Below are 13429 nucleotides of genomic sequence, written 5' to 3' on the forward strand. Positions count from 1 at the left end.
ATCGATTGATTTCCCCCTGGGCCGGGGAGACCATGATCGTATGGCGACGATCGTTCGTGGGCTCCTCCTCCTCGGCCTCCTTGCAGGCTGCGGCGCGCGCACCGAGCTGCCCGTTTGCCAGGTGGAGGGGGAAAAGCGTGAATGCGAGACCATCTGCGGCAAGGGCGTGGAGACGTGCGTCTGGGGGAAATGGGAGGGCTGCACCGCGCCCCGGCCCTCCTCCACGATCCCCATCGGGGCGACGATCCGTGATTTCAGCGCCACGCACCCCGATTTCGAGGATTCGATCGGGCTCGATCTCGGGATCGTCGAGACGAACCTCGGCAGCGACGGCAAACCCGTCTATGCGGGAAACCCCACGACACCCACGACGAGCGGCAAGGCGAATTTCGACTCATGGTACCGCGACGTCCCCGGGATCAACGCGTCGACGTCGTTCACCCTCGACCTCGCGTCGAGCCCGGGCGCGCCGAATCTGTACCAGTTCAACGCGCCCGACTTCTTTCCGATCGACGGACAGCTCCTCGGGAACGAGGGCAACCCGCACAATTTTCACTTCACGCTGGAGATGCAGATCCCATTCCGGTACGTCGGCGGCGAATCGCTCACGTTCCGCGGCGACGACGACCTCTGGGTCTTCGTCAACGACAAGCTCGCCATCGACCTCGGGGGCGTCCACGCGACCGAGAGCCGGACGATCCTCCTCGACGACGAGGCCGAGGTCCTCGGAATCACGAAAGGCGAGGTGTTTCCCTTCGCGCTCTTCTTCGCCGAGCGTCACACGTCGGGCTCGAATTTTTACCTCGAGACGACGATCGCCGAGTTCGACGTCTGCCCGGAGTGACAGTCACGCCGTCGCCGCCTCCTCCGCCGGCTTCTTCTTACGCTTCTTCTTTTTTGCGGGAGGCTCGGGTTCGTCCTTTCGAACCTCCTCCGGAGGCGGGACCTCGCCGAGCAGGATTTGCCGCACGATTCGCGTCGCGTCCTCGGCGCGGGATGCGGGGACCATGACCTCGATGGGGACGAACGGGTGGACGAAACGCGCCATCGCCCGGTAGAGGACGCCGCGCAAGAGGACCGGGATTCCCTCGCTGCGAAGGACGGCGGCGACCATGTCCGCGGCGAAGACGCGGTGCTCCGGCCAAACCGAGACGAGCTCGCCTTCGAATTGCATGCGGGCGCGGACCTCGGCGACGAGATCGAGGACGTACATGGTCAGGAGCGGCAAGTAATAGGGGGTCGTCCCCGGGCCGACGTCCACGAACAGGGGCAAAACCACGAAAATGCAGAGCGGCAGGACGGTCGCGCGGATGGCCGCGAGGACCTCGGCGTCGCCTTCGTCGAGCGGGCGGCTCTTGGGCGAGAATTCCCGCACGCGGCGCCACAACACATCGCGCGCCGTCGGCGTCTGGAAGGCCCACCCGAAGACCAGGACGAGCACCGCCGTGACAACGAGGCGAATCACGAGCGGCGCGCCCTCCCGCGAGAACGTCCAGGCAATGGCATCGTAGGGGATGATTTGCGCTTTCGAGAACGTGAAAAGCATCCCGGCCACGGTGGCGAGGACGAGCGCCGGCGTGATTCCCGAGGCCGGCAGCCGGAGCGGCGGCGGCTCCGCGCCGACCGGTCCGGCGCCTCGACGATAAGGCTCCGCGCCGGTCGACCTCGCGTGCACGCCTTCGTATCGCCGCCCTGGCCAGCGCGCGCACGCCACCGTCGCCCCCACGAGCACCGCTGGAATGGCGACGATACGCGCAATTTCCGGGGCCGTCAGCGGCTCGCGCTGAAAGACCCCATGAACGAGGCCGTTGAAGATCACGGCTTGCTCGACGAACTCGGGCCCCAGGAAGAGCAACGCAAACCCATTCCCGAGCCCGCGTCTCGTCACCCATGTCGCGAGGAGCACGAGCAGGCTCGTCCCCGCGAGCAGGCTGCCGATGATCAGGAATGGCGACGTCTCGCGGTCGAAGTAGAGCCAAGAGCGCGCGACGCCGTAGGCCTGGAGGACCGCGAGCGTCATTCCCACGATGATCACGGCGCGCCCGAGTTTTTCGCGCCCCTCGGGGCCTGCGTGCCGGAGCGGGCGTAAGGAGGGGACGAGCCACGCGACAATCTCGACGAGGAGCGCCGCCGTCAGGATGGGCTGCAGGCCCATCGCAAACACGCTCGTCCTGGCCAGCGGGAGTTCGGAGCTGAGGTCCGTGCGTATGCCTGGCAGAGACAAGAGCCACGGACCGGCGACGGCGATGGCCAGCGCGACGATCGTGACCACGACGCGGGACCGGAACCCCGGCGGAAGGGGGCGCGCCGCGGTCTCCGACGATGGCGCGGCGTCGTACGCCGGCCCGTCCACGAGCTCGGCCCCGCAATCGGCGCAGTCGGGCCGATCCACGTCGTATTCGGCCGGCGTTCCGGTGCGCTGTCGATGCGAACACGCGACGTTCGGGCAAACCTTCATCACGTCCCCCCTCGCCCCGAGGATCGGCGCCCGCGGACCCGGCGTCAAGCCCTTGTTCCCGGCGTCCTCTGCGCGTAGCCTGGGTCTTGCGAGGGCGAACGATGCAAACACGAATGCTTCACTGGGCGCTCCTGGTTTGTCTCTTCACGGGCATCCTTTCCGGCTGCGGGGGCGAACCCGATCCCGCGGCGCCGGTCGATCCCAAGACGAACCCGGACGAGGGCCCGACCGCGGGAAACCCGGACGGCGCCTGCCCCGTGCCGGCGGAGGCCCAGGCGGCGGATACGTCGAATCCGACGCAGGTCGTCGGCAATGGCACGAAGGAGAGCTGTACCTCGGATGCATTCGTCGACGCCGTGGCGAAGGGCGGCATCATCACGTTCGATTGTGGCCCCGACCCGGTGACCATCACGCTCGATCGCACGGCGAAGATCTTCAACGACACCGGCCCCGAGATCGTGATCGACGGCGGCGGGAAGGTCACGCTGAGCGGCGCGGGCGCGCGGCGCATTCTCTACATGAATACCTGCGACGAGGCGCAACACTGGACCACGCCGATGTGCCAGAACCAGGACCACCCCCGGCTCACGGTGCAAAACCTGACGTTCGTCGACGGCAATGCGAAAGGCGAGGACCCGGACGGCGGCGGCGCGATCTTCGTGCGGGGAGGCCGCTTCAAGGTGGTGAACAGCCGCTTCTTCAACAACGTCTGCGACGATGTCGGCCCGGACGTCGGGGGCGGCGCGATCCGCGTCCTCAGCCAATACGAGGGGCTGCCCGTGTACGTGGTGAACAGCACCTTCGGCGGGAGCGAGAAGCTCGGCAATGTCTGCTCGAACGGCGGCGCGCTGAGCAGCATCGGAGTCTCGTACACGGTCCTGAACAGCCTGATGTCCCACCAGCGAGCGATCGGCAACGGAGCGAATCCGGCAAAGGACGGAACCCCGGGCGGCGGGAGCGGCGGCGCCATTTACAACGACGGCAATACCTTTACGTTGACCGTCTGCGGGACGAAGATCACGGAGAACCACGCGAACGAAGGGGGCGGCGCCATCTTCTTCGTCAGCAACGATCGCACGGGCACGCTCGTCATCCAGGATTCGGTGCTCTCGAAGAACCCGAGCCTCGGCTTCGAGACCCCGGGTTACCCCGGCATCTTCGTGCTCGCGAACGGCGACCCCCAGGTCACGAACTCCACCCTGGAATGACAGAGCCATGGCCACCATTCACATCTCCGCAGAGCCCGGCGATTTCGCCGACGTGGTCCTGATGCCGGGCGATCCCCTCCGCGCCCGCTACATCGCCGAGCGATACCTCGAGCAGCCGCGCGAGGTGACGGCCGTGCGCAACATGCTCGGGTTCACCGGGCACTACCAGGGGAAACGGATCTCCGTCATGGGGCACGGGATGGGCATCCCGTCGATATCGATTTACGCGACCGAGCTCATCCGCCATTACGGCGTGCGTGTCCTCATCCGGGTCGGGAGCTGCGGCGGGCTCCGGCCGGAGGTCGAGCTGAAGGACGTGATCGTGGCCCTCGCTGCGGGCACGGATTCACGTGTCAATCGTCTTCGCTTCCTCGACAACGATTTCCCGGCGGTCGCGGATTTCAACCTGGCGCGGCGAGCGATGGAGATCGCGGAGCGCCGCGGCCAGCCGGTCCGGGCGGGCTCCGTGTTCAGCGCGGACCTGTTTTACATGCCGGATGTCGAGCGGCTCCACGCGACGCTCGTGCGCATGGGGATGCTCGCGATCGAAATGGAGGTGGCGGGCCTGTACGGCGTGGCCGCCGAGCAGGGCGCGCGGGCGCTCGCGCTCCTCGCGGTCGCCGATAACCTGCCGCTGGGTCGCGAGCTTTCCTCGGCGGAGCGGGAGACCAGCTTCGACGCGATGATCGGGCTCGCGCTGGAGCTCGCGGCCGAGGAGGCTGCGGCCGTCGCGCCGCAGCCATAGTTCATTTCGTCAGCGCCCCGGCCGACCTGGCCCTTTTCGGAGATCGTCGGGACTGATGACCATGGATTGGGCCAGCTTGTCGTCGTCGGGCGGCGATCCCTGGAAAGGCAAGGGTTTGCGAGGGACGAACGAGCTCACATCGGCCGTATCGCCGAGCCCGGGCGTGCGCGCCGGGGGAGGCGGCGCGGGCGGGGCCGGGGGCACGTTGGGGGTCGAAGCGTCCGGCGGCATCTGAAAGGGCATCGTCGGCGGTTTGACTGGAGGTCGAAATGCCGGGCGCGTCGCGCCGAGGTCCTCGTGGGAAGGCGCGGGGACGCGCGCGGGAATGGGGGGCGCTGTCGGCGCAGGCGCGGGCGCGGGCGCAGGCGCAGGCACGGGTGCAGCGGCGGGGGGCTTCGCGTATTGCTGCCACACGGATCCGGCGCTCTGCGGCGCACGCGAGGGCGGCTGGTCGAGCATGAACGAAGGCCGTTCGGGGGCTCGTTCCTCGGGATCGGGCGCGTCCGGGTCGATGGGCTCGCCGAGCGATTCCAGCCGCGGCGGCCATTCGCGGAGCTTGCGCGACGTGCCGCCAAACGCGCGGGCGAAGCGGAGCACGATCTCGGGTTTTTCCTCGGCGGCGGCCTCGGCGAGCGCCTCACCCCACGCCGCCGCAGCGCGGGCCCAGCGCGCGGGGCGAATGCCGCAGCGGAGGAGCACCTCCTCGACGAAGTGCGGCGGGAAAAACTTGCGGTAGGCCATGACCTCCGCGAACCGTTCGAGCGTGAGGCCCTCGCGGCGTTCCTCGGGGGGTGGATTGAGGGAGGATGAACCGGGCTTTTTGGTCATGGTGCGCTCCGGCGGGTCATTTCTTGGGTTGCTGTGTCGGATCGACCCAGGTGGGGCTTTGCCCCTTTGCAGGATCCTTCAGCCACTGACAAGCGGCGGCTTCCCCCAGATCACACGCCTGCTGCGCGAGCGCCCGAGCGCGCGTTCGGTTCTTCGGAAAACCCACGCCGAGGTCGTGCATCCAGGCAAGCTGATAACACTCGTATCCGGACTCGACCTGCTCGCACCCGAAGGTCAGGGCTCGGATCGCCTCGGCCTCGGCTTCCTTGCGGGGAATGCCATGTTCGTCCTTGCCGAGGAGCAAAAGCGCGAGCTGACCACACCCCTCCTTGCCGCGATGGCTGCACGCGCGCCTCCGCAGATCGACCGAGCTTTTCAAGTCCTTGGGCACGCCGTCGCCCGCTCGTTGCTTGGTGGCGAGCCAAATGCAGCTCGCCATGAAGCCGAGGTCACACGATTGCGAGAGTAGCGCGGTGATCTTCGATTCGTCCTTGGGAAGCCCCTTGCCCGCCGCGTGCAGATAGGCGAGGCGATAGCAACCGGCGCCCTCGCCGTCCTCGCAGGCACGACGATACAGATCGCCGGCACCCAGGACGTCCTTCGTGACGATTTTCCCCTCTTCCATCTTGATCCCGAGAAGCACGCAGGTGCCTGGATGACCCCGATCGCAGGCATCTCGCAGGACCTCGATCTCCTTTTGCGGATCCTTCTTCGTGCCAAACCCATCGGCGTGGTATTCGGCCAGCTTGTCGCAGGAGTCGAGCTTGTCGGCGCACAGAGTCTGCAGAAGCTCGAACGCCTTTCGATGGAGCATACCCGAGCGCTCCTCGTCCGGCTTCTCGCCGTCCCATCCGAGCTCGTACATGGTGCCCGCGACGGCGCAGCCGCGATAATCCCCCATCTCACAGGCGCGTTCGAGGTATTGCTTGGCGAGCTTGTGGTCCTTTTTGACGGGTTTTCCCTTGCGGTACACACCGCCGAGAATCGTACATGAATTCGGATGCCCGGCCTCGCAACCTTTCTGGGCGAGCGCCATGGCGGCCTTGATGTCGGACTCCTTTTCGGCGAGAACGCCCATGTCGCCGCTCACGAGCAGGAGGGCGGCGAGATGGCCGCACGCGGGCATGTACCCGGCGTCGCAGGATTTCCGGTACATCGCAGCGGATTCGGTGTCCTCCACGAGGAGGGAGCCAAGCTCGTCGCAGGATTCGGCGTCATTGGCGTCGCAGCCTTTGCGAAATGCGTCGAGGATGCGGCCCTCGTTCCGCCGGCCCGCCTTGCCACGCTGCATGAGCAATCCGTAATTCCGGCAGCTCACGATGTGGTTCACGGCGCACGCGGCCCTGCACGCATCCGCCCCATCGGCGAGCGTGCACGGGGGCGGAGGGGTCGTCGAGTTGGGGTGGACGACGGGAGGAGATGCCGTCGTCGTCGCGGCGGTTGTTGCGGCCCTCGGCGCAGGCACGGGGGAGCGCTGTGGCTCGGGAGCGAGGGGAACACACGAAAAGGCGAGGAGCGATAGGGGCAAGAGAATCGAGCGCCCGGGCATGGAATGCCTCATGCGAAAGCGACCTCCGGCGTCGACTGATCGTGGTCGTGCACCATGGCGGAATCGACCAGAAGCTCCGAAGGCGGCGGCGGCTCGTCCGCGGGCTTGCCGTCGCGGAAGAGGTCGGGGATTTCGACCTCATGGTCGTTCGTGTACGGATCGCAGAACCGGTCGTGCACGTGCTCGCCGTCGTAGGGCATACGCAGCGCGGGATCCTGCTTTGGCTTCGGCGCTACGCGTGCCCGGATCGCGTCCGGAATCGCATTGCCCTGGAAGCTCTCCGTCGTCGACCCGAAATTCAGATCCGAGCGCTTGCGATGCCAGTAGAGACAGGTGCCGTTCGACGCGTTCGTCAGGACGATCGTGTCGCGATAATCGGTGACGTACGCGAGCCCAGGCGTGGGCTCGACGAGCGGGTCGGCCTTCTTGTCGCGCTTGGGGTTCGCCTTCTTGATCTCGTACTTCTTTTTCTTGGCCTCGAACACGACGGGCTCCATCTCCGCGAGCCGACGGTGGCGCGCGCCGTGCTCCCACATCATCCGCGCGAGCTCGCCCTGCGGCGTGTAGATGATGAACCAGCCCTGGAGCTTGGTGAAGCCGGGCATGTTCCGGAGCGCCCACACGCAGCGTGAGATGTGGAAGTTGTCGTCCTCGGTCTCGCCATACATCCGGAACATCTTGCTCACGTACAGGATATGGTCGTCCGTCATCTTCGCTGGCGGAACGCGCTCGGTGATGACGAGCCGCAGGAGGCCGATCGGACGCGCGCGGCGGATGAACTCCGCCATTTCGAGCAGGTCTCCCGGCGGCTCGGGCGGCACGCCGAGGCCGCAGAACGTGTTGCCCTGATAGACCTGCGAAACGAAGTTCCCGTCGTAAATGCCCTCCTTGCCCGTGGGATCCATGAGCGTATGGGCCACGTGCTCGTCGAGCGGATGTCCGTTCGTCGTGTCGAGGAGCTGGACCTTCTTCTTGTCCTTGCTGATACGAAGAACGACGTTGATGTGCGAGCCTTTGCGTTGCCCCGAGACCGGGACGTCGACCTGGATCGTCAGGTTTTCGGGGGGCAATTCGTTGTACTTGGCGTCGCTCGTCGTGATCGTGATGACGGATGAGTATCCCTTCTCGGGATCATCGACCATTGCCTGCTGATCTTTGAGCTTGCTCTGTTGCTCCGGCAAATCGTTCAGCGCCTGCTCGCGATGCTCCTTCTTGAGCTGCGGAACGCCGTTCTTGTCGACCTCGGTCCAATGCGGCGGCACCCACGCCGTCGTGTATTTCGCATCCCCGAACGGATTGTAACAATACGCCGAGCCCGGCCGCAGCGGCACCGGCATCGCCTCCGTGCTGTTTGCCGGCGCTCCCTTCTTCGGCGGCACCGGCTCGATCCCCGTCGCCACCGGCACCCGCAAATGCGCCACGTTCGTCGGGTACCACCTCCCGCCCTTTTTCTCGTCGAAGAGGGGTTTGCCCTTGTTCTGACTCGCGGCCAGGTTCGCCCCGTCGAGGTGCTGCTCCAGCGTGAATCCGCGTGTCAGCACGCCGTACGTCGTGAGGTGTTGGCAGGCGCAAGCAAGGGACACGGCCGGATCCGTATTCGGATTCATCGCGCTTTCAAGCGTCTCCCCCTTCTTCGTCAGCGCGCTTTTGTACGCCTGGATCTCGAGATGCGTCGCCGGGAACGTCGCGTCCTTGCGGGCCTTGCACGCCTCTTCGTAATCGACGCTGCGCCGCTGGATCCGCGAAAAGATGTACGAATCCCATTTCGAGTTCTGAAAATACGCCTGCCCCGGGCCCCCGTACCGCATTCCGAAGACGATCTCCGAGAGAGCGCGCGCCCACGCCTCCTCGCCCTCGCTCGCGTCCCAATCCTCGTTTTTTCCGGCCGGCCCCGCCCACGCCTCGTCGAGGCTCCGGTGCAGCCGCTCCTCGATCCAGGCGAGGATCGCCCCGAGCGTCTCGGGCTTCGTCTTGTCGAGCTCGCTCTCCAGGTACGGACCCGCGCCGATCGCACCCTCCGGGATGTCCGTCTCCGTGTGATTGAGGCATACGACGAGGCGCGGCGGAGCGCCCGGGTGCGCCGCGGGGTTCGAGACCTTGCCGATGGCCTCGGCAACCGCCTGGATGAATTGCTTGTCTTCCTCGGGGATCGCCATGACAACCTCAATTCCCGTGCGCGTCGAGCAGCGTTCGTTGCGTCGCCTCGTCGAGCGCCCCCGTCTCTTCGATCTCGTGATCCCGCTGGAACCAGGCGAGCGCCGCGCGTGTCTCGTCGTCGATCTCGCCCCGGATCGCGCCCACGTAATACCCGAGGTTCTTGAGCCGCACCTGCGCGCCCGCGATCGAAGCGATGTCGGGCAAGGCGCCGAGCTTCACCGAATACTCCCGCTTCGGCCCCGTGCGATCCTCGCCGAGCCACAACGTGATCCGCGCCGTCTGCGCGCCCTTCGGGATGTCCCGCTCCAGAAGTCCGTCGGGCGCCGTCGTTCCATCACCTTTGAAACCCTCGCAGACAAGGTCGTAAAGCTTGCCCGCGTAGGGCTCGAAGTTCTCGTCCGTGAGCTTGATCCGGAGTTTTTCCGTCTCCGGCTCCGGCTCGTCGCGTGTCGGGTCCTTGGGGCGGCTGTCCTTGCAGTTCAAAAGGACCCGCGTCCCCTTCACGCTCGCGTCCCGATCGAGCTCGATCGACGATTTCTCGCCGTAGAGCTTGAGCACCTTCGAGACGATCTCCGCCTCCTCGCCGAGGCGCACGGCGGGGCCCTTGCCCGTCATGGTCGCGCTCTCTTGCCCCTCGATCTCCACGCGACGCGCGCGCAGGACGATCCGATCCGAGAGGATCTCCACCACGCTGTCCCCCACCACGAGCGATATGCCTTGATCCGCCTGGATCCGCGCGGTTTTTCCGGCCGATACGATCCACTTCGCGGAGACGTTCGTCTCGACGATCCCGTCGTCGCGCCCCTCGCCGACGACGACCGCGTGCTCCGCCTCCACGCGGAGCACGCTCTGGCCCATCACCACCGTCATTCGATCGCCGTGCACCGTTTGCCGATCCGATCCGTGCACGACCTCCGCGCGGCTGCCCCGGACCTCGCTCGCGACGTCGCCGCCCGTGGTTTGCGCCATGCCGCCCGATACGCTCACCGTCGCGCCGCCGTCGATCGTCTGCACGAGCGCGCCGGCCACGTGATCGTCGCGGTCGCCCTGCACGCGCAGGACGTGCTTGCCGCCGATCGTCACGGTCTTGTCGTGCGTGACCGTCTCGTCGTGGTCGTTCTCGATCGTCTCGCGCAGATCCTTCTGCGCATGGACCGAGATCTCCTCGGCGCCCGCCCGATCTTCGAACGCGATTTCATTGTAGCCCCCGCCGCCCGGCGTGGTCTGCGTGCGAATGCCGCTCCGTGTCTTCGCGTCCGGCAGCTTGTGCGTGGGCGGGTGCGTCGCGTCGTTCAGGCAGCCCATCACGACCGGCCGGTCGAGGTCGCCGCCGAGGAAGCCGACGAGCACCTCCATCCCGACACGCGGAATGAATTGAAAACCCCATCCAGTGCCCGCCCACGCCTGCGCGATCCGCATCCAGCAGGACGAATGCTCGTCGCGTTTTCCTTCCAGATCCCAGTGGAACTGCACCTTGATGCGACCGTACGGGTCCGTATGAATTTCCTGCCCCGCGGGCCCTACGACCGTCGCCGTCTCCATCACCTGGCGCATCGTGCGGCGCGGTTTTTTCGGGCGGATGGCCACGGACGCAGGCGCCGCGCGGAACGTCGTGGTGAAGACCGGATCGTTCGTCCCGGCGTGCTGCGGGTCATGGCCCTCGTGGACGGCGCGGACCACGACGTAATCGCCGTTCAGCGCGGGGACGTCGTGATCGTCGAGCTGGAAGCGGTGACCCGGCGAGAGCCTGCGGCAATACGTCGCCCCCTCCGCGAGCGCGGCGCGGGCCCTCCGCTGTTCGAGCATCGTTTTCGCCCGCGCCGGCTCGATCTCGGGCTCCTCGTCCTCTCCGTGGTGCTCGTACACGACGAGGCCCTCGGCCTTGCCCGCGCTCGCCCGAAGCTCGGCCGTGGGCTTGCGGAAATCGTGATCCCGGACGAGCGTGCCGTCCGTCGCCGCGCTGGTTTGTCGGATGAAACGCGTGACCTGATCCTCGCGGACGGTGAGCGCGGTCGCGCCGTCGGCCCGGCGGAACACGAGGACCTCGGCGCCGGGGATGCGCGGGTAGAGCGTGGGGGCGTCGCCGAAGACGACGACCTCCGGCGTGTCGTCCGTGCCGTCGCCGGGAAACTCGAAATGGTAGAAGACGCCGGCCTCCGCGGCGAGGCGCTGCACGAAGGCGAGGTCGCTCTCGCGGTGCTGCACGCAATACGCGCGGCGCGGGTGCGGGCCGAGCAGGTCGAAGCGGCAAGGAATGCGGTGGCCCGCGAGCACGGCGGCGACGATCTCGGGGAACGTACGATCTTGAAAGATGCGGCTCCGCTGGTTCAGCCGGCAGAGCGAAAGGCGCGGCGAGAGGCGTAGCCGAAAGGCGATCCGGCCTTGTTCGACCGCGCCCTCGGCCCGCACGCGCGAGACCACGCCGCGCACGATACGCGGCGCTCGATCGGGGACCGCGATGCGCAGGACGGCGTCCTTGCCGATCGTGTCTCGTTCGAAGCTCGCCTCGTCGAGCCCCTGGGCCTCGGCAAACGCGACCACGTCGAAGGCGAAGGGCCGCGAGATGCGCTCCTCGCCGGCGATTTTCACGACCGTGAGTCGGCCGAAGCCAAGCTCTCCGATGCGGAGCTCGAAGTGGGTCCTGGGCTCGGAAGAATGGGCCATGGGCGCGGTGACGCCCACGATATCACCCGGGCGGCCGCACCGCGATAGTGTAGAGCACGGATAAGTCGTTCCGGAGGTCCATCGCGTCCTCGCCTTGATCCCAGCCGAGGACGTGCCCGATCGTGCGTATGGCCTCGGTGTCGTCCCGATCGAAGACACGCACCTCGAAGCCCGCCGCCGCGAAGGCCTCACGCGGGAACGGGGAGCGGCCGTCGGACCAGGGCACGAAAGGTTTGTCCGGGGGTGTCGGGGCCGGGCAGATGTTGTAGATGAGGAAAAATCCCCCGGGCCGCAAGCGCTCGAAGACGGCGCCGAGGAAGGCCGCGTCGTCGACGCCGAGCCGGATGAGCTTGCGCTCGTCCGCGGGTCGGTCCGGGTGGATGTATCCTTTCTTGAGGACGTTTTTCGAGACAATCACGTCGAAGGGCCCCGCGGCGGCCGCGCGGACCGCCGGATCGCCGGGAAAGCTCCCGTGGAGGAGGCGCATCGAGCCCGGCGCGCCGGAGAGGCCGGGGATCACGCCTTGATCGCCGGGCGCGCCGTAGAGCGCGGCGAGGAGCGGATCGACGTCCACGCCGACCGCATGGACGCCGAGGCTCGCGAGCATCCGGAGGTGCCCGGCGGCGCCGTACCCGAAATCGAAGAGTCGTGATCCGGGCGGGAGCGTGGCCCCGGCCTCGCCGAGCACGTCGAGCGCGCGTGTATACGCGAGCGGCGATCCATAACGCGTGCTGTAATAAAACTCCTCGTCGACGGGCAGCGGCTGGAAGGCGTCGCGGTCCGGGACGCGCGACAAACCGTCCGCGTCGACGACGCGTTTCTTTTCGGCATCACGATACAACGTGCGGGGCGCGACGGCCGGGAGCGACGGCGCGGCCGAGAGGAATCGGCGCGCGAGATCCGAGCGGACGAGCGAGCCGAGTTTTGTGGCGTCGGCGCGGATGCGCGCGACTCCCTGCGAAGCGTCCGCGGGTGTGGCGGGTGCCGGTGCCGTGGGCGCAGGTGCCGACGTGCGGGCCGGCTCGTGTGGCGCGGCGCCGCCGCAGGCCGGAAGGACGAAGGGGATCACGACAATGGCGGCGAGGGAGAGCCCGAGGCGCGTCGGCATGAAGGCCGCGTAGCAGGGGCGCCCGGGGGAAGCAATCCTCGTTGACCGTGCTCGGGCCCGACGTTACCGTGGCAAAAAGCGAGGTCTTTGGATGCAAGGGGAGGAGTGCAAGGACGAGGACGCCACGAGCGGGCAGGAGCTCGAGGTCCTGCTCGGCGAGTACGGGGCGCTGAAATCCGAGCAGAGCGCGCGCATCGGTTTTCGTGACAACCTGCTCTATGTGACGGTGGGCGCCGTCGGGGCCGTGACGTCCGTGGCGCTCGGCGGCTTCGGCGGGGGCGGCGGGCCGATGTACGTCGCGTTCCTCGTGGTCCCGTGGGTGACGGCGATCCTCGGCTGGACGTATCTCGTGAACGACCAGAAGATCACCGCGATTCGAATGTACGTGGAGGACGAACTCGCAAAACGCGTGAAGCGCAGCGCCAAGGCGCGACAGGCGCTCTTCGGCTGGGAAGGGTTTCACCGGCGCGACGGGCGGCGCAAGCTGCGGAAGTGGATTCAGCTCGTGATCGACCTCCTCACGTTCGTCTTTTCAGGGATGGCCGCGATCGCGGCCTATGTGGCCCACGTGCCTCCGGACAAACGAGAAGGGCCCGCCTGGGCGCTCGTGCTCGGAGAAATCATTCTTCTCGTGCTGCTCGGCGTCCTGTTCTTCGATTCCGCCCGCGAGGCGTCCCGGCCGAAGCCGCGCTGACTGCCACTTTTTCCCGGC

General features: G+C 67.1%; 10 protein-coding genes. 4 read left to right on the top strand and 6 right to left on the bottom strand.

Features of this window, described 5'->3' with window-relative positions; translation table 11 throughout:
* Window positions 1–40 precede the first annotated feature (40 nt).
* Window positions 41–844 (top strand): fibro-slime domain-containing protein, encoded by an 804-nt coding sequence (locus QHF84_RS24515; protein WP_281315818.1) that lies wholly within the window; start codon window positions 41–43, stop codon window positions 842–844.
* 3 nt (window positions 845–847) lie between these two features.
* Here QHF84_RS24515 and QHF84_RS24520 read toward each other — a convergent pair whose 3' ends face one another.
* Window positions 848–2458: a DUF2007 domain-containing protein gene (locus QHF84_RS24520; RefSeq protein WP_281315888.1), complete on the bottom strand. Its 1611-nt coding sequence runs from the start codon at window positions 2456–2458 to the stop codon at window positions 848–850.
* Between the two features lie 101 nt (window positions 2459–2559).
* On the opposite strand from QHF84_RS24520, the gene QHF84_RS24525 reads away from it, so the two are divergent.
* Entirely contained in the window at window positions 2560–3666 is a 1107-nt protein-coding gene (locus QHF84_RS24525; RefSeq protein ID WP_281315819.1) for a hypothetical protein, read from the top strand.
* A gap of 7 nt (window positions 3667–3673) precedes the next feature.
* Window positions 3674–4411, top strand: a complete 738-nt coding sequence (gene deoD, locus QHF84_RS24530) for a purine-nucleoside phosphorylase (RefSeq protein ID WP_281315820.1) — start codon at window positions 3674–3676, stop codon at window positions 4409–4411.
* Between the two features lie 9 nt (window positions 4412–4420).
* Here the strand turns inward: deoD and QHF84_RS24535 are convergent, their stop codons facing one another.
* The 5 genes from QHF84_RS24535 to QHF84_RS24555 all read right to left on the bottom strand — a co-directional run bounded on the left by QHF84_RS24535 (window position 4421) and on the right by QHF84_RS24555 (window position 12717).
* Window positions 4421–5239 (bottom strand): hypothetical protein, encoded by an 819-nt coding sequence (locus QHF84_RS24535; protein WP_281315821.1) that lies wholly within the window; start codon window positions 5237–5239, stop codon window positions 4421–4423.
* Window positions 5240–5255: 16 nt separating this feature from the next.
* A complete protein-coding gene (locus QHF84_RS24540; protein WP_281315822.1) occupies window positions 5256–6569 on the bottom strand; it encodes a tetratricopeptide repeat protein in 1314 nt (437 codons plus the stop codon).
* A 227-nt stretch (window positions 6570–6796) separates the two neighbouring features.
* Entirely contained in the window at window positions 6797–8944 is a 2148-nt protein-coding gene (locus QHF84_RS24545) for a hypothetical protein (protein WP_281315823.1), read from the bottom strand.
* A 7-nt stretch (window positions 8945–8951) separates the two neighbouring features.
* Window positions 8952–11609 carry a type VI secretion system tip protein TssI/VgrG gene (gene tssI / locus QHF84_RS24550; RefSeq protein WP_281315824.1) on the bottom strand — a complete coding sequence of 886 codons (2658 nt, stop codon included), beginning with the start codon at window positions 11607–11609 and terminating at the stop codon, window positions 8952–8954.
* A 22-nt stretch (window positions 11610–11631) separates the two neighbouring features.
* A complete protein-coding gene (locus QHF84_RS24555) occupies window positions 11632–12717 on the bottom strand; it encodes a hypothetical protein (RefSeq protein WP_281315825.1) in 1086 nt (361 codons plus the stop codon).
* 91 nt (window positions 12718–12808) lie between these two features.
* Between QHF84_RS24555 and QHF84_RS24560 the strand changes: the two genes are divergently transcribed.
* Complete coding sequence (locus QHF84_RS24560) at window positions 12809–13411, top strand: hypothetical protein (protein ID WP_281315826.1); 603 nt, start codon at window positions 12809–12811, stop codon at window positions 13409–13411.
* The last annotated feature ends 18 nt before the right edge of the window (window positions 13412–13429 follow it).

The organism is Polyangium sp. y55x31, assembly GCF_029946505.1.
In the GTDB taxonomy this organism is placed as follows: domain Bacteria; phylum Myxococcota_A; class Polyangia; order Polyangiales; family Polyangiaceae; genus Polyangium.